Consider the following 15,236-nt stretch of genomic DNA (forward strand, 5'->3'; position numbering starts at 1 on the left):
TGCCGCTGCGGGCCGGTGGGGGCTTGTCGCGCAGTTCCCCGCGCCCCTGACGGGGCGCTCCACTACGGGTCGGCCAGGACCAGAACCCAGACTGTCTTGCCGTGAGATCCCCTGCTCCATACTCCCCAGGCGGCCGCGATCGTCTCCACCAGGTGCAGGCCCCGGCCCGTCTCGTCGTCCTCTCGGACGAGCCTCAGGCGGGGCTCGACGCGGCCCTCGTCCGAGACCTCTATCAGGCACGACCCGTCCGCCAGCGCCGTCACCGCCACCTCGAACTCGCGCTCCAGGAGCGGGCCGTGGCGTACGACGTTGGTGGCCAGCTCCGACACCAGGAGTACGGCGTCCTCGACCGCCGGGGCGTCGGGGCCGTGGCCCCAGGCGGCCAGATGGTCCCGGACCCGGTGCCGGGCCAGGCCGACGGAGGCCGGGTGCCGGGGGAGCCGGAAGGAGTTGCGTCTCAGCACGTCTGCTCCGAGGACCACCGCCGGGGGCGTCAGATCCAGTTCAGACTCCACAGGCGGAACACGCCCGTGCTGTCGTTGAGGTACTGGCTGCCGCCGATGTCCTCACTGCTGAGGACGTAGTCCGTGCGCTGCCAGAGCGGGATCAGCGGCACGTCGTCGGCCACGTCCGTCTGGATGGTGCTGAAGTCCTGGTCGACGCGGCTGCGGTCGGCGTACTGCCGGCTGTTCTGGATGAGGTGGTCGACGGCCTTGTTGCTGTAGCCGGTGCTCATCACGGAGTCGGTGCCGACCAGGGAGGCGCCGAAGGTGTCCGGGTCGGGGTAGTCGGCGACCCAGCCGACGGCCCAGGCGTCCATCTTGCCCTCGGCCCAGGACTTCTGGAAGTCGGTCCACTCGTACCCCTTGACGTCGACCTTGAACAGGCCGCCCGCCTCCAGCTGCTTCTTCAGCGCGGCGGCCTCCTCGGCACCGGAGCCGTGGCCGATGCCGTAGCCGAAGGAGAACTCGACCGGCGTGCTGACGCCGGCCTGCTCCAGCAGCGCCCTCGCCTTGGCGACGCTCTGCGTCGGGTACTCGTCGAAGAAGGACGTGGTGTGGCCGGTGAGACCGGTCGGGATCAGCGAGTACAGCGGCTCGACCGTCCCGTCGTACACGGTGTGGGCCAGCTGCTCGCGGTTGACCAGCCAGGCCAGCGCCCGGCGGACGAGGGGGTCGTGCAGGGGGGAGTTCTTGCGGGTGTTGAGGTACAGGTTGCGGGTCTCGGAGCTGTCGGACTCGGTGACGCGCTGGGTGGGGTCGCTGGGATTGAGCTTGGCCAGCATGGCCGGCGGCAGCGTCCGGGTGGCGACGTCGATGTCCTTGGCCTTGTACGCGGCCGCCAGCTTGGCCGAGTCGGTGAAGTAGTCCAGCTTGATGGGGCGGCCGGTACCGCTGAGCTCGCCCTTGTAGTGCCCGTTGGGCCGCAGGGTCGCCTGCTTGTTCCTCGTGTACGACGTCAGGGTGTACGGGCCGGTGCCGTCCACCCCGTTGTCGGTGCGCAGGCCGTTCGCCGGGTACTTGTCCTTGTCGACGATCGAACCGGCGCCGGTGGCCACCTTGAACGGGAACGTCGCGTCCGGCGAGGACAGGTGGAAGGTGACGGTCCGGCCGGCGGCGGTCACCGAGGAGAGCGTCGAGAACAGCGACGCCGGGCCGACATCTGAGTTGATCTTCTTGACCCGGTCGAAGGAGTACTTGACGTCCTCCGCGGTCATCTCCCGGCCGCTCGGGAAGGTGATCCCCTCGCGCAGCTCGCAGCGGTACGTCTGCAGGCCGGAGTCCGTGAACTTGCAGCTCTCGGCCGCGTCCGGGACCGGCTGCACCCCGTCGGGCTCGAAGGCGAGCAGCGACTGGAAGACGTTGTTGAACAGCGCCCAGGAGCCGGCGTCGTAGGCGCCTGCCGGATCGAGCGAGGTGACGGCGTCGGTCGTACCGACGGTGATCGTCTTGTTCTTGTTCTCCTGCGACGGCAGCAGCTGCCAGCCGCCGATCCCCACGATCGCCAGAACGAGAAGCGTCACGAGAATCCGCATGCGAACAGATCGCATGGTTGGTGCCCTCCCCACAAGTGCCACTCCCCTAAGTGACGCGGCTCACCTAACCACAGGTGTTTGATGTGGGGGAAGAGTGATCTGGCGAGATGTGGAAGAACTTACCGAGGGCTTGTTTCGACCGGATTTCACAGGCTTTCCACAGGCGCCCGGTGGTCAGGCCTGCTTCGACGCGAGCTCGATGACGGTGATGTCCGAGGGTGCCCCGACCCGCGTGGGCGGGCCCCAGGCGCCCGCGCCCCGGGAGACGTACAGCTGGGTGTCGCCGTAGCGGTCCAGTCCCGCGACCGTCGGGTTGGCCGCGGCCGCGATGAGGTTGCCGGGCCAGAGCTGGCCGCCGTGGGTGTGACCGGAGAGCTGGAGGTCGACGTGGTGGCGGACGGCCTCGTGGATCTGGACGGGCTGGTGGGCGAGGAGCACGCAGGCGCGGGCCGGGTCGCGGTCGGCCAGCGCCCGCTCGAAGTCGGGGCCCTGGCCGGTGCTCTCCCCGGCCAGGTCGTTGACCCCGGCGAGGTCGAAGTGGGCGAGTTCGGCGCGGGCGTTCTCCAGCGGGTGCAGGCCCAGACGGCGCACCTCCTCGACCCACTGGGCGGCGCCGGAGAAGTACTCGTGGTTGCCGGTGACGAAGTACGCGCCGTGCCGTGCCGACAGCTGGGCGAGGGGGGCGGCGGCCGGGCCGAGGTTCTTCACGCTGCCGTCGACGAGGTCGCCGACGACCGCGATCAGGTCGGGCCGGGTGGCGTTGATGGTGTCGACGACGTGCTGCGCGAAGCCCTTTCCGAGGATGGGGCCGAGGTGGATGTCGCTGACGACGGCGATCCGGTAACCGTGGGCGGCCCTGGGGAGTTTGGCGAGGGGGACGGTGACGCGTTTCACGCGGGGTCCGCGGAGGACGCCGTAGGTTCCCAGGCCGACGGTGGCCGTGGCGGCGGTGGCGGCTGCGCCGCCTACCACTCGGGAGACGAAGAGGCGGCGGGAGGGGGCGGGGTTCTGCGCGCGGGTGAGTTCTTTTGGGGGTGCTTCGGTCTGTAGTGACAGTTGCGCGCCGTCGTGGCTGGTCGCGCAGTTCCCCGCGCCCCTGGCGGGGCGCTCCGGTGCGGGGCGCTGGAGAGCGAAGCGTTTCGAGAGACGAGTGACCAGCGGTCGTAGCGCCTCCCCCGCCACCACCGCCAGCAGCAGGTACAGGGAGAGGGCCATCCACAGGAAGCCCGGCCAGGCGAGGGTGCGCTGGAGGAGGAAGGGGGCGTGGCCGACCTCTGCGAAGAGGGCTGCGAACATCAGGATCGGGCCGACGACGAAGAGGACGGTGCCCAAGCGGCGGGTCCGGCCGGGGCCTGTCGTCGTGTCGCGGACCAGGCGGCGCCACAGGTACCAGTACAGGCCCGTCACCACGGTCAGGGCGAGGAGCCCGAGGACGATGATCACCCTGACGTGCCTCTTTCTATGACGTACGGCGCAGTGCGCGAACTCCGCGCAACCCGATGACCCCGATGACCGTCCCCAATACGAAGGAAACGACGGCCAGCGTCAGGTGGATCCAGAAGTACGCCGTGGGATGGCCGTCGTCGAAGGCGAGTCCGCTGCCGTCCTTGACGAGATTCTTGACGAAAGTGATCCAGATGAACCAGCTCCACACCCCGAACGCGAGCAGGAACCAGGAGACCGGACGGCTGAGCTTCATGGGTTCAGTATCGCCGTCCGCTGTCCGGTTCCGTCCCCGGGGTGGGGTCGGTGGTGGGACTTCGCGGTCCGTGCCAGGTACGTTCTCGTCCGTGTCCGCTCCGAAGCCCCACGCCGGCCGGTCCCTGCTGGTCGCCTCCGCCGCCCTGTTGTCCCTGTCGCTCACCGCTCCGGCCGCGCTCGCCGCGCCGTCGCCCTCGACGAGTCCGTCGGCCACGCCGCCCGCGACCATGTCGACGGTCGGCGGCACCCGGCTGGGGCAGCCCGGTACCCAGGTCGACCTGGGTACCGGGGCGCCGGTGCTGCCGAAGGACATCACCGCGCGGTCCTGGATCGTCTCCGACCCCGAGTCCGGCCAGGTGCTCGCCGCGCACAACGCGCACTGGCGGCTGCCCCCGGCGAGCACCCTGAAGATGCTGTTCGCGGACACCGTGCTGCCCCGGTTCCCGAAGTCGACCCCGCACAAGGTGGTGCCGGCGGACCTGGCGGGCATGGGCGCCGGTTCCAGCCTGGTCGGGATAAAGGAAGGCCAGACGTATACGGTCCGCGATCTGTGGCTCGGGGTCTTCCTCCGCTCGGGCAACGACGCCGTGCACGTGCTGTCCGCGATGAACGGCGGGGTCGAGCAGACCGTCAAGGACATGCAGGACCACGCCGACGAGCTGCAGGCGCTGGACACGCATGTGGTGAGTCCGGACGGGTACGACGCGGCCGGGCAGGTGTCGTCGGCGTACGACCTGTCGCTGTTCGCGCGGTCCGGGCTGCAGAAGAAGGACTTCCGGGAGTACTGCTCGACGGTGCGGGCCTCGTTCCCGGGCGACACGACGAAGAACGCCAAGGGCAAGTCGGTGCGGGGCTCCTTCGAGATCCAGAACACCAACCGGCTGCTGAGCGGGGACACCGACGTGTCGGTCTACCCGGGCATCGCGGGGGTGAAGAACGGCAACACCACCAACGCGGGTGCCACCTTCACCGGGGTCGCCGAGCGCGGCGGCAAGGTGCTGCTGGTCACCGTGATGAACCCGGAGAAGAAGGAGCACAACGAGGTCTACAAGGAGACCGCCAAGCTGTTCGACTGGGGGTTCCAGGCGCTGGGCAAGGTGACCCCGGTGGGTGAACTGGTCCCGCCCAAGGGGGCCGTGGGCTCCAGCGCCCAGCCGAGGGTGACGCCGTCGGCGACCCCGGTGGGCAAGGACGGCGGCGCGAGCTCGCGGCCGGTGGCCGCCGCCTCGGCCGACGGCTCCGGCGGGGTCGGGGTCGCGCTGGCGATCACGGGCGGGGCGCTGGTGCTGCTGGTGGGCGCCGCGTTCCTGGTCAACCGCCGGTGGCCGCTGCCGGATCTGGTGCGCCGTCGGACTCGTCCCTGAACTGGCCGGTGCTCTCCGTCGCCGTCCAGGCCGCGCAGAACAGGACGAGTTTCGCGGTGAAGTTGATCCACAGCAGCAGGGCCACCGGGACGCCGAACGCGCCGTACATGCTCTTCCCGGCGATGCCCTGGATGTAGCCGCTGAGCAGCAGCTTGAGGAGTTCGAAGCCGACCGCGCCGATCAGGGCCGCGACCAGCAGCCGGCGGCGCGGCGGTTCGACTCCGGGCAGCAGGGTGAGGACGTAGAGCAGGAGCAGGAAGTCGGCGGTCACGGCGACGACGAAGGCGGCGACGCGGAGCAGCAGGCTGCCCCAGCTGTGCTGGTGGATGCCGAGCTGTCCGGCCGCCCAGCCGACCGCCGCCGAGGCGATCGTGGAGACGGCGAGGGTGACCAGCACCGCGCCGCCGAAGCCGACCAGGATGACGGTGTCCTTGACCTTGGCGAGGATCGGGTTCTGGTCCCGGTCGGGCAGTTCCCACACCGTGCGCAGGCAGTCCCGCATCTGGCCGACCCAGTTGATGCCGGTGAACAGCAGGACGGTGCCGGCGATGAGACCGACGGTGCCGGCGTTCTGGACCAGGGAGTTGATGTCCAGCTGGTCGGAGATGCCGGGGACCTGGTCGGCGATCTTGTTCTGCAGGTCCTCCTGCTGCGACGTGCTCAGCGTGGCGGCGGCGATCGCGGCGCCCACCGTGAGCAGCGGGAAGAGCGAGACGAAGCTGATGAAGGTCATGGCGGCGGCCAGCCGTGACCACTTCACCTCGTCGAGCCGCTCGTATGACCGCCACACGTGCGTGACCGTCAGCCGGCCGACGAGCGGGCCTACGACGGGGAGTTTTCTCAGCCAGTCCATGACCCGACTCTGCCCTCCGCGCGGAACACCAATGTACGGGTGCCCCAGAAGCGCAGAACTGTGGCGAGCGCCATGCCGACGACCGCGCCGGAGACGGTGTCGGCACGCTGCGAGGTGAGGCCGAGTCCGTAGTGGCTGACGGCGAGGCAGAGCAGCTGGACGAGGGCGCCGGCGAGGTTCACGGCGACGAAGACGGCGTAGGGGCGCACCCCGGTCGCGCGGGTGTGGCGGTAGGTGGTGCGCGCGTTGCCGAGGTAGGCGACCGTGCAGCCGGCCACGAAGGACAGCGACTTGGCGGTGAGCGGGCCGAGGGCGGCCGGGCCGCGCAGGCAGCTGAAAAGGGCGAGGTCGACGGCGTAGGCGAGCAGGCCGACGGCGGCGAAGCCGGCCAGCTCACGCCGGTCGGTGCTCACCAGTGGGCCACCGCGAGGCCGTACATCGCGAGCCAGGCCAGTCCGATCAGGGCGAGGGCGCGGTCGCGCAGCACGACGTCCTCGGGTTCGCCGGCGGTGCCCCGGTCGGCGAAGACGGCGTAGCGCAGGACGGCCAGGATGAACGCGACCATGGAGAGCTGGCGCCAGGGCAGCAGGCCCGCGGCGGGGGTGCGGTGGCCCTCCAGGGCCCACAGGCAGTAGGCGAGGACGGCGACACCGGCGGCGAGCTGCCAGACGAAGCGCAGGTAGCCGGTGGTGTACTCGGTGAGCAGCGCGCGGGTGGCACCGGCTGTCCCGGCCATCTGCACGGCCTCGGAGTAGCGCTTGGCCGCGACCATGAAGAGCGCGCCGAAGCCGGTGGTGATCAGGAACCAGCGGGACAGCGGGATGCCGAGGGCGACCCCGCCGATCACCGCCCGCATCACGAAGCCGGTGGTGACGACGACGAGGTCGACGACGAGGACGTGCTTCAGCGTGACGCAGTAGGCCAGTTGCATGGCCAGGTAGGCGATCAGGAGGGCCGGGACGAGGGGCGGGATCAGCCGGGCGGCGAGCAGCGGGCCGAGGACGGCCAGGACGGCTCCGGCGGTGTAGGCGACGGGGACCGGGACCTGGCCGGCGGCGACCGGGCGGCGGCATTTGACGGGGTGGGCGCGGTCGGCCTCGGCGTCCCGGGCGTCATTGATCAGGTAGACGGCGGCGGCGCAGGCCGTGAAGAGGACGAAGGTGAGGGTGAGGCGGACCAGGGCGTGCACGGAGAAGAGCTGGCCGGCGGCGGCCGGGGCGGCGATGACGAGGGTGTTCTTGACCCACTGCTTGGGGCGGGTGGTCCGCAGCAGGCCCTTGACGAGACCGGCGGGGGTGACCGGTACGCGGACCGGTCCGTGCGGCGGGCGGCCCGGGCGGCTGCGCTGCCCGTGCAGATTCGTTTCAGCAGACCCGTCGGCCCTGGCTTCCGCACCCGCGTGCGCGGTCTCGGTCACACCCACCTCCCCACGTACGGGACACCCGGCAGCGCGGCGCGCGAGGCACCCGCCACTCCGGCGCGCATCCATCGCGCCCCGGCACGGGCCGTGAGCATCCCCAGGGCCACGCCCGCCGCCACGTCCGTCGGGTAGTGCACGCCGACGACGAGCCGGGAGAGGCACATCGCGGTCGCGACGGGGGCGAGGGCGGGCATGCCGAGGGCCCCGAAGGCGACGGCGGCGGCCGTGGCGGAGGTGGCGTGCGAGCTGGGGAAGGAGTGCCGGCCGGCGGTACGCACCCGGGGCCGGACATGCGCGGGGCGCGCACGGCGCACGATCCGCTTGACGCCCATGCTGGCGAGGTGCGCGCCCGCGACCAGCGCCGTGCCGCGCAGCCAGGCGCCGCGCCGCGCGCCGTCCACGGCGGCCCCGGCGAGGCCCGCCGCGAGCCAGAGCGCGCCGTGCTCACCCGCGAGGGAGAGACCGCGCGCGGCCGACGCGACGCGTGGATCGGCACCGCAGGCGTGCAGTGCGGAGAGGATCCGGTGGTCCATGTCGTCCATTGGACTCACTGTTCACCCTCACCCCGCCAAAGCTACGACCATATTGAGCGACATTCCGATAATCACCCGTTTCGGGGAGTCAGGTGATCTTCCGTAACCAATCACCCATAGCACTCATCACACCCATACGGCAGCGATACGGTCGCTCCCATGCCTGGAACGCCCGGAGGGCCCACCGTCCCCGTCACCGGCTGGGGCCGCACCGCCCCCACCGCCGCCCGCCTGATCCGCCCCCGGACCTACCAGGAGGCGGCGGACGCGATCCGCACCTGCGGGGCGCGCGGCGGGATCGCGCGGGGCCTGGGGCGGGCGTACGGGGACGCGGCGCAGAACGCCGGCGGTGTCGTGCTCGACATGACGGGCCTGGACCGCGTCCACGCCATCGACGCCGACGGCGGCACCGTGCTCTGCGACGCGGGCGTCTCGCTGCACCGCCTCATGGAGGTGCTGCTGCCGCTCGGCTGGTTCGTCCCGGTGACCCCGGGGACCCGCCAGGTGACGGTGGGCGGCGCGATCGGCGCCGACATCCACGGCAAGAACCACCATGTCTCGGGATCGTTCTCCCGTCACGTGCTGTCCTTCGAACTCCTCACCGCCGACGGCCAGGTCCGTACGGTGAGCCGCGGCACCCCGCTGTTCGACGCGACGGCCGGCGGCATGGGTCTGACCGGAGTGATCCTCACGGCGACCGTCCGCCTCCTCCCCGTCGAGACGTCGTACCTGTCCGTCGACACCGAACGGGCCGCCGACCTCGACGACCTGATGGCCCGTCTCACCGCCACCGACCACCGCTACCGCTACTCGGTCGCCTGGATCGACCTGCTCGCCCGCGGGGCGTCCACCGGGCGCGCGGTGCTCACCCGGGGCGACCACGCGCCCCGGGAGGCGCTCGGCAAGCACACGCGCGCCGGGCGTGCACCACTCGCCTTCCGCCCCCGACAGCTTCCGGCCGCCCCCGCGTTCGTCCCCGAGGGCCTCCTGGGCCGCACCACCGTCGGCCTCTTCAACGAACTCTGGTACCGCAAGGCACCCCGCGCCCGCACCGGCCAGCTCCAGCACGCCGCCACGTTCTTCCACCCCCTGGACGGCGTCCCGCACTGGAACCGCGTCTACGGCCGGTCCGGCTTCGTCCAGTACCAGTTCGTCGTCGGATACGGCCAGGAGGACGCCCTGCGCCGGATCGTGGCCCGGATCGCCGAGCGCCGCTGCCCGTCCTTCCTGGCCGTCCTCAAACGCTTCGGCGACGCCGACCCCGGCTGGCTCTCCTTCCCCGTGCCCGGCTGGACCCTCGCCCTGGACATCCCGGCCGCGCTGCCCGGCCTCGCCGGCTTCCTCGACGAACTGGACGAGGAGGTCGCGGCCGCCGGCGGCCGCGTCTACCTCGCCAAGGACTCCCGGCTGCGCCCCGAGCTGCTCGCCGCGATGTACCCGCGGCTCGCCGAATTCCGCGCCCTGCGCGCGGAGTCGGACCCCCGGGGCATCTTCGTCTCCGACCTCTCCCGCCGTCTCGGTCTCTAGCCCCCGGTCCTCCCCCAGTCCTCCCCCAGCCCTCAGGAGTCGCCGTGAAGGACGCCTTCGGATTGCCCCAGTCGCTGCTCGTCCTCGGCGGTACGTCCGAGATCGCGCTGGCCACCACGCGCCGGCTGATCGCCCGCCGCACCCGCACGGTCTGGCTGGCCGGCCGCCCCTCCCCCGCGCTCGACCGGACCGCCGAGCGGCTGCGCGCCCTCGGCCCCGACGTCCACACCGTCGCCTTCGACGCCCTCGACCCCGAGTCCCACGAGACGGCCCTCGGCAAGGTCTTCGCCAACGGCGACATCGACATGGTCCTGCTCGCCTTCGGCGTCCTCGGCAACCAGGCGACGGACGAACGCGAACCCGTGAACGCGGTGCGCGTCGCGCAGACCAACTACACCGGCGCGGTCTCGGCGGGCCTGGTCGCCGCACGTGCCCTGCAGGCGCAGGGCCACGGCTCGCTGGTGGTGCTGTCCTCGGTGGCCGGGGAGCGGGCGAGGCGCTCCAACTTCATCTACGGCTCCAGCAAGGCCGGCCTCGACGCCTTCGCCCAGGGCCTCGGCGACGCGCTGCACGGGACGGGCGTGCACGTGATGGTCGTACGGCCGGGGTTCGTGCGGTCGAAGATGACACAGGGCCTGGAGGAAGCTCCGCTCGCGACGACCCCGGAGGCGGTGGCGACGGCGATCGAGCTGGGCCTGCGCCGACGCTCGGAGGTGGTGTGGGTGCCGGGCACGCTGCGGGTGGTGATGTCGGCGCTGCGGCACGTGCCGCGGGGGTTGTTCCGCAGGATGCCGATCTAGGACGTCCTGCTTTCAGGGGCGCTTTCAGGGGCTCGGGGCTGTATTCGATATGCGGCTACCGCCGCGTGGGCGCGACCAGCCCCCACCGGCCCGCACGCTACCGACTGGCGATGCTCCCCCGCTCCGCATGCCCCACCTGAGGCGGCACGACAGAGCTCCCGAAGGCGTAGTCCCGCAGCTTCCGCCACACCCCGTCCGCCCCCTGCTCGTACAGCGCGAACCCCGTACACGGCCACTCGGCCTCGAAGTCCGCGAGCTCGGCGAACGCCCGGTCCATCGCCGCCTCGTCGATCCCGTGCGCGACGGTCACATGCGGGTGGTACGGGAACTGCAGCTCCCGGTCGAGCGGCCCCGACGCGTCCCGGATCCGCTGCTGGAGCCAGGCGCAGCCGTCCGCGCCCTGGACGACCCGGACGTAGACCACCGGGGACAGCGGCCGGAACGTACCCGTGCCGGACAGCCGCATCGGGAACGGCCTGCCGACCGCGGCGACCTCGCTCAGGTGGGCCTCGACGGCGGCCAGCGACCCGTCGGCGATCTCCGTGGGCGGCAGCAGCGTGACGTGGGTGGGGATGCCGTGGGCCGCGGCGTCGCCGAAGCCCGCGCGCCGCTCCTGGAGCAGGCTGCCGTGAGGCTCCGGGACCGCGATCGACACGCCGATCGTTACGGTCCCCACGTCATCTCCCGTCGGTCGTGATGGCCGGTCGTGATGGCCGGACGGGTGTCGGGTTCGTACCCCGCCGTCCGGCTATCGACTGTACGGCCACGGCCGCCTTCCGGGCAGCCGTGGCCGAAGTGATGTGCAGCGCTCCCGTGCGCTCCCCGGAGCGCCCCGGGCGCCCCCGGCGCTCCGCCCGGCGCCGTCGGCGCCCGCGGCGGTCCGCTCAGTGCTTGGCGGGCAGGAAGCCCACCCGGTCATAGGCCTGGGCGAGGGTCTCCGCCGCCACCGCACGGGCCTTCTCCGCGCCCTTGGCCAGGATCGAGTCCAGCGTCTCCGGGTCGTCCAGGTACTGCTGGGTGCGCTCCCGGAACGGGGTCACGAACTCGACCATGACGTCGGCGAGGTCCGTCTTGAGCGCGCCGTACATCTTGCCCTCGTACTCCTGCTCCAGCTCGGCGATCGACCTGCCGGTGAGCGTGGAGTAGATGGTGAGGAGGTTGCTGACGCCCGGCTTGTGCTCGGCGTCGTAGCGGATCACCGTGTCGGTGTCGGTGACGGCGCTCTTGACCTTCTTCGCCGTGGCCTTCGGGTCGTCGAGGAGGTTGATGAGGCCCTTCGGCGTGGACGCCGACTTGCTCATCTTGATCGACGGGTCCTGGAGGTCGTAGATCTTCGCCGTCTCCTTGAGGATGTACGGCTTGGGGATGGTGAAGGTGGCGCCGAACCGGCCGTTGAAGCGCTCGGCGAGGTCACGGGTGAGCTCGATGTGCTGGCGCTGGTCCTCGCCGACGGGGACCTCGTGGGCCTGGTAGAGCAGGATGTCGGCGACCTGGAGGATCGGGTACGTGAACAGGCCGACGGAGGCGCGGTCCGCGCCCTGCTTGGCCGACTTGTCCTTGAACTGGGTCATCCGGCTGGCCTCGCCGAAGCCGGTGAGGCAGTTCATGACCCAGGCGAGCTGGGCGTGCTCGGGGACGTGGCTCTGCACGAAGAGGGTGCAGCGGTCCGGGTCCAGGCCGGCGGCGAGCAGCTGGGCCGCGGCGAGCCGGGTGTTGGCGCGCAGGTCGGCGGGGTCCTGCGGGATCGTGATCGCGTGCAGGTCGACGACCATGTAGAAGGCGTCGTGGGACTCCTGGAGGGCTACCCACTGGCGGACGGCGCCGAGGTAGTTGCCCAGGTGGAACGAGCCGGCGGTGGGCTGGATGCCGGAGAGCACGCGGGGTCGATCAGAGGCCATGTTCACCATTCTCTCAGAGGGTGAGGGTGGGAATGGCCCGTCGGGTGGGGGGTGGTTTCGGAGCGCGGGGGACTGCGGGCCGGTGGGGGCCGTTCGCGCAGTTCCCCGCGCCCCTTTCAGGGGCGCTGCCCCTGAGGGCGTCGATCAGCCGAGGTCGATCTCCGGGTACAGCGGGAAGCCCGCGACCAGGTCGGTCGCGCGCTGGGCGATCTCCGTGGAGACCTTCTCGTCGAGGATGTGGGAGGCCTTGGAGGGGGCGCCGGACTTCGTCGTGCCCGGCTCGGTGGCGGTGAGGACGCGGTCGATGAGGCCCGCGACCTCGTCCATCTCCGCCGTGCCCAGGCCGCGGGTGGTGAGCGCCGGGGTGCCGATGCGGATGCCGGAGGTGTACCAGGCGCCGTTCGGGTCGGCGGGGATCGCGTTGCGGTTGGTGACGATGCCGGAGTCGAGGAGGGCGGTCTCGGCCTGGCGGCCGGTGAGGCCGTAGGAGGTCTCGACGTCGATGAGGTTGAGGTGGTTGTCGGTGCCGCCGGTGACGAGGGTGGCGCCCCGGCGCATCAGGCCCTCGGCCAGCGCGCGCGAGTTGTCGACGATGCGCTGGGCGTAGTCCTGGAAGGCGGGCTGCCGGGCCTCGGCCAGGGCGACGGCCTTGGCGGCCATGACGTGCGGGAGCGGGCCGCCGAGGACCATCGGGCAGCCGCGGTCGACCTGGTCCTTGAGGGAGTCGTCGCACAGGACCATGCCGCCGCGCGGGCCGCGCAGCGACTTGTGGGTGGTCGTGGTCACGATCTGGGCGTGCGGGACCGGGTCGAAGTCACCGGTCAGGACCTTGCCGGCGACCAGACCGGCGAAGTGCGCCATGTCGACCATCAGCGTGGCGCCGACCTCGTCGGCGATCTCGCGCATGATCCGGAAGTTCACCAGCCGGGGGTACGCGGAGTAGCCGGCGACGAGGATCAGCGGCTTGAAGTCACGGGCCTGGACGCGCAGCGCGTCGTAGTCGATGAGCCCGGTGGCCGGGTCGGTGCCGTACGACCGCTGGTCGAACATCTTGCCGGAGATGTTGGGGCGGAAGCCGTGGGTGAGGTGGCCGCCCGCGTCCAGGGACATGCCGAGCATCCGCTGGTTGCCGAAGGCCTGGCGCAGCTCGGCCCAGTCGGCCTCGGAGAGGTCGTTGATCTGGCGGGCGCCGGTCTTCGCCAGGAAGGGGACCTCGACGCGGTCGGCGAGGACGGCCCAGAAGGCGACCAGGTTGGCGTCGATGCCGGAGTGCGGCTGGACGTAGGCGTGCTGCGCGCCGAACAGCTCGCGGGCGTGCTCGGCGGCGAGGCCCTCGACGGTGTCGACGTTGCGGCAGCCGGCGTAGAAGCGGCGGCCGATGGTGCCCTCGGCGTACTTGTCGCTGAACCAGTTGCCCATCGCGAGCAGGGTCGCCGGGGAGGCGTAGTTCTCGGAGGCGATCAGCTTGAGCATCTCGCGCTGGTCGGCGACCTCCTGGCCGATGGCGTCGGCGACCCGCGGCTCGACCGCGCGGATCACGTCGAGGGCGGCGCGGTACGCGGTGGACTCGGTGGACAGGGGTGCGGGCTGGTCGGACATTCGGGACCTCCGGACATGGCGTTCGGCATTCACGGTTCGGCCCAGGCGCACGGCACTCGATCACGACGCGGGCCGCTCCCCGATGGTCGGTCCCATCCCAGCGCGCCAGTCACGGCCCGCCGATCACATTACCGGGCACGCCGGGCCCGGGGGCCGTGGCGTCCACCAGTCGGGCACGGACAGACGGTATTAAAGGGATCATCTCGCCGCGTTCACTGGAGTCGCCGTGACCACTACGGAAGCCCTCATCGCCGCCGCCGACGCGCACAGCGCGCACAACTACCACCCGCTGCCGGTGGTGATCGCGACCGCCGACGGCGCCTGGATGACGGACGTCGAGGGCCGCCGGTACCTGGACTTCCTGGCCGGCTACTCGGCGCTGAACTTCGGGCACGGCCACCCGCGCCTGGTGGCGGCGGCGAAGGCGCAGCTGGAACGGGTGACGCTGACGTCCCGGGCCTTCCACCACGACCGGTTCGCCGCGTTCTGCACGGAGCTGGCCGAGCTGTGCGGGATGGAGATGGTGCTGCCGATGAACACGGGGGTGGAGGCGGTCGAGACCGCCGTGAAGACCGCCCGGAAGTGGGGGTACCGGGTCAAGGGGGTGCTCGCGGAGATGGCGAAGGTGGTGGTGGCGAGCGGGAACTTCCACGGCCGTACGACGACCGTGATCAGCTTCTCGACCGATCCGGAGGCCCGGGCGGACTTCGGTCCGTACACGCCCGGCTTCGAGATCGTGCCGTACGGCGACCTCACGGCGATGCGGGCCGCGCTGACCGACAACACGGTCGCGGTGCTGCTCGAACCGATCCAGGGCGAGTCGGGGGTGATCGTGCCGCCGGCCGGATATCTGCGGGCGGTGCGGGAGCTGGCCCGGGAGCGGGACGTGCTGTTCATCGCCGACGAGATCCAGTCGGGGCTGGGGCGGACCGGGCGGACGTTCGCGTGCGAGCACGAGGGGGTCGTACCGGACATGTACGTGCTCGGGAAGGCGCTGGGGGGCGGGGTGCTGCCGGTGTCGGCGGTGGTGTCGAGCGCCGAGGTGCTCGGGGTGTTCCGGCCCGGTGAGCACGGGTCCACGTTCGGCGGGAATCCGCTGGCCTGTGCGGTGGGCCTGGAGGTGATCGCGATGCTGCGGACCGGGGAGTTCCAGGAACGGGCGGCCGAGCTGGGGGATCTGCTGCACCGGCGGCTCGCGGAGATCGCGGGGAGCGGACGGGTGACGGCCGTGCGGGGGCGGGGGCTGTGGGCGGGGGTGGACGTCGATCCGGGGGTGGGGTCGGGGCGGGTGGTGTCGGAGCGACTGCTGGAGCGGGGGGTGCTGGTGAAGGACACCCATGGGGCGACGGTGCGGGTGGCTCCGCCGTTGACCATCGAGGAGGAGGATCTGGAGTGGGGGGTTGAGCAGTTGTGGGGGGTGCTGAGCGCCTAATGGGGTGCCGCTGAGGTTTGATCGCGAGTGCCGGTCCGTCGTGGCTGGTCGCGCAGTTCCCCGCGCCCCTGACG

15 protein-coding genes and 1 riboswitch are annotated in these 15,236 nt (G+C 71.5%); of the genes, 4 read left to right on the top strand and 11 right to left on the bottom strand.

Features of this window, described 5'->3' with window-relative positions; all coding sequences use genetic code 11:
• Window positions 1-62: 62 nt before the first annotated feature.
• The 4 genes from ACGFZS_RS13055 to ACGFZS_RS13070 all read right to left on the bottom strand — a co-directional run bounded on the left by ACGFZS_RS13055 (window position 63) and on the right by ACGFZS_RS13070 (window position 3,734).
• Complete coding sequence (locus ACGFZS_RS13055; protein ID WP_393795134.1) at window positions 63-464, bottom strand: ATP-binding protein; 402 nt, start codon at window positions 462-464, stop codon at window positions 63-65.
• Window positions 465-493: 29 nt separating this feature from the next.
• Window positions 494-2,050: an ABC transporter substrate-binding protein gene (locus ACGFZS_RS13060; protein WP_393795135.1), complete on the bottom strand. Its 1,557-nt coding sequence runs from the start codon at window positions 2,048-2,050 to the stop codon at window positions 494-496.
• Between the two features lie 159 nt (window positions 2,051-2,209).
• Complete coding sequence (locus tag ACGFZS_RS13065) at window positions 2,210-3,478, bottom strand: metallophosphoesterase (protein ID WP_393795136.1); 1,269 nt, start codon at window positions 3,476-3,478, stop codon at window positions 2,210-2,212.
• A 16-nt stretch (window positions 3,479-3,494) separates the two neighbouring features.
• Window positions 3,495-3,734 (bottom strand): SCO4848 family membrane protein, encoded by a 240-nt coding sequence (locus ACGFZS_RS13070; RefSeq protein ID WP_294011328.1) that lies wholly within the window; start codon window positions 3,732-3,734, stop codon window positions 3,495-3,497.
• A 91-nt stretch (window positions 3,735-3,825) separates the two neighbouring features.
• On the opposite strand from ACGFZS_RS13070, the gene ACGFZS_RS13075 reads away from it, so the two are divergent.
• Complete coding sequence (locus ACGFZS_RS13075) at window positions 3,826-5,100, top strand: D-alanyl-D-alanine carboxypeptidase family protein (RefSeq protein WP_393795137.1); 1,275 nt, start codon at window positions 3,826-3,828, stop codon at window positions 5,098-5,100.
• Here the strand turns inward: ACGFZS_RS13075 and ACGFZS_RS13080 are convergent.
• From ACGFZS_RS13080 to ACGFZS_RS13095, 4 genes are read right to left on the bottom strand one after another with little or no spacing between them, the layout of a single operon-like run.
• Complete coding sequence (locus tag ACGFZS_RS13080; RefSeq protein WP_393795138.1) at window positions 5,048-5,953, bottom strand: YihY/virulence factor BrkB family protein; 906 nt, start codon at window positions 5,951-5,953, stop codon at window positions 5,048-5,050. The two genes, ACGFZS_RS13075 and ACGFZS_RS13080, sit on opposite strands and share 53 nt — an antisense overlap.
• Window positions 5,941-6,366 carry a GtrA family protein gene (locus tag ACGFZS_RS13085; protein ID WP_393795139.1) on the bottom strand — a complete coding sequence of 142 codons (426 nt, stop codon included), beginning with the start codon at window positions 6,364-6,366 and terminating at the stop codon, window positions 5,941-5,943. Before ACGFZS_RS13085 ends, ACGFZS_RS13080 begins: the two co-directional genes overlap by 13 nt.
• A complete protein-coding gene (locus ACGFZS_RS13090; RefSeq protein WP_393795140.1) occupies window positions 6,363-7,370 on the bottom strand; it encodes a decaprenyl-phosphate phosphoribosyltransferase in 1,008 nt (335 codons plus the stop codon). Before ACGFZS_RS13090 ends, ACGFZS_RS13085 begins: the two co-directional genes overlap by 4 nt.
• Complete coding sequence (locus ACGFZS_RS13095) at window positions 7,367-7,915, bottom strand: phosphatase PAP2 family protein (RefSeq protein WP_393795141.1); 549 nt, start codon at window positions 7,913-7,915, stop codon at window positions 7,367-7,369. The genes ACGFZS_RS13090 and ACGFZS_RS13095 overlap by 4 nt, the downstream gene beginning before the upstream one ends.
• 150 nt (window positions 7,916-8,065) lie before the next feature.
• Here ACGFZS_RS13095 and ACGFZS_RS13100 point away from each other — a divergent pair, with 150 nt between their 5' ends.
• Window positions 8,066-9,433: an FAD-binding protein gene (locus tag ACGFZS_RS13100; RefSeq protein WP_393795142.1), complete on the top strand. Its 1,368-nt coding sequence runs from the start codon at window positions 8,066-8,068 to the stop codon at window positions 9,431-9,433.
• Between the two features lie 44 nt (window positions 9,434-9,477).
• Window positions 9,478-10,233 (top strand): decaprenylphospho-beta-D-erythro-pentofuranosid-2-ulose 2-reductase, encoded by a 756-nt coding sequence (locus ACGFZS_RS13105; protein WP_393795143.1) that lies wholly within the window; start codon window positions 9,478-9,480, stop codon window positions 10,231-10,233.
• Between the two features lie 97 nt (window positions 10,234-10,330).
• Here ACGFZS_RS13105 and ACGFZS_RS13110 read toward each other — a convergent pair whose 3' ends face one another.
• From ACGFZS_RS13110 to ACGFZS_RS13120, 3 genes are all read right to left on the bottom strand, one after another.
• Window positions 10,331-10,909 (bottom strand): 2'-5' RNA ligase family protein, encoded by a 579-nt coding sequence (locus ACGFZS_RS13110; RefSeq protein WP_393795144.1) that lies wholly within the window; start codon window positions 10,907-10,909, stop codon window positions 10,331-10,333.
• Between the two features lie 208 nt (window positions 10,910-11,117).
• The gene (trpS, locus tag ACGFZS_RS13115; RefSeq protein ID WP_393795145.1) at window positions 11,118-12,131 is read right to left on the bottom strand and encodes a tryptophan--tRNA ligase; all 1,014 of its coding nucleotides are present in this window, start codon (window positions 12,129-12,131) and stop codon (window positions 11,118-11,120) included.
• A gap of 144 nt (window positions 12,132-12,275) precedes the next feature.
• Entirely contained in the window at window positions 12,276-13,730 is a 1,455-nt protein-coding gene (locus ACGFZS_RS13120) for a glycine hydroxymethyltransferase (protein ID WP_393795146.1), read from the bottom strand.
• Window positions 13,731-13,762: 32 nt separating this feature from the next.
• Window positions 13,763-13,853, bottom strand: a riboswitch (ZMP/ZTP riboswitch).
• A 103-nt stretch (window positions 13,854-13,956) separates the two neighbouring features.
• Between ACGFZS_RS13120 and rocD the strand changes: the two genes are divergently transcribed.
• Window positions 13,957-15,162 (top strand): ornithine--oxo-acid transaminase, encoded by a 1,206-nt coding sequence (gene rocD, locus ACGFZS_RS13125; protein ID WP_393795147.1) that lies wholly within the window; start codon window positions 13,957-13,959, stop codon window positions 15,160-15,162.
• The last annotated feature ends 74 nt before the right edge of the window (window positions 15,163-15,236 follow it).

It is taken from the genome of Streptomyces sp. NPDC048288, assembly GCF_043201555.1.
GTDB lineage: Bacteria > Actinomycetota > Actinomycetes > Streptomycetales > Streptomycetaceae > Streptomyces.

Coding starts and splice junctions, on each gene's coding strand:
- ACGFZS_RS13120 (WP_393795146.1), bottom strand. CDS start 13,730: ATGTCCGACCAGCCCGCACCCCTGTCCACCGAGTCCACCGCGTACCGC.
- ACGFZS_RS13080 (WP_393795138.1), bottom strand. CDS start 5,953: ATGGACTGGCTGAGAAAACTCCCCGTCGTAGGCCCGCTCGTCGGCCGG.
- ACGFZS_RS13070 (WP_294011328.1), bottom strand. CDS start 3,734: ATGAAGCTCAGCCGTCCGGTCTCCTGGTTCCTGCTCGCGTTCGGGGTG.
- ACGFZS_RS13060 (WP_393795135.1), bottom strand. CDS start 2,050: ATGCGATCTGTTCGCATGCGGATTCTCGTGACGCTTCTCGTTCTGGCG.
- ACGFZS_RS13095 (WP_393795141.1), bottom strand. CDS start 7,915: ATGGACGACATGGACCACCGGATCCTCTCCGCACTGCACGCCTGCGGT.
- ACGFZS_RS13100 (WP_393795142.1), top strand. CDS start 8,066: ATGCCTGGAACGCCCGGAGGGCCCACCGTCCCCGTCACCGGCTGGGGC.
- trpS (WP_393795145.1), bottom strand. CDS start 12,131: ATGGCCTCTGATCGACCCCGCGTGCTCTCCGGCATCCAGCCCACCGCC.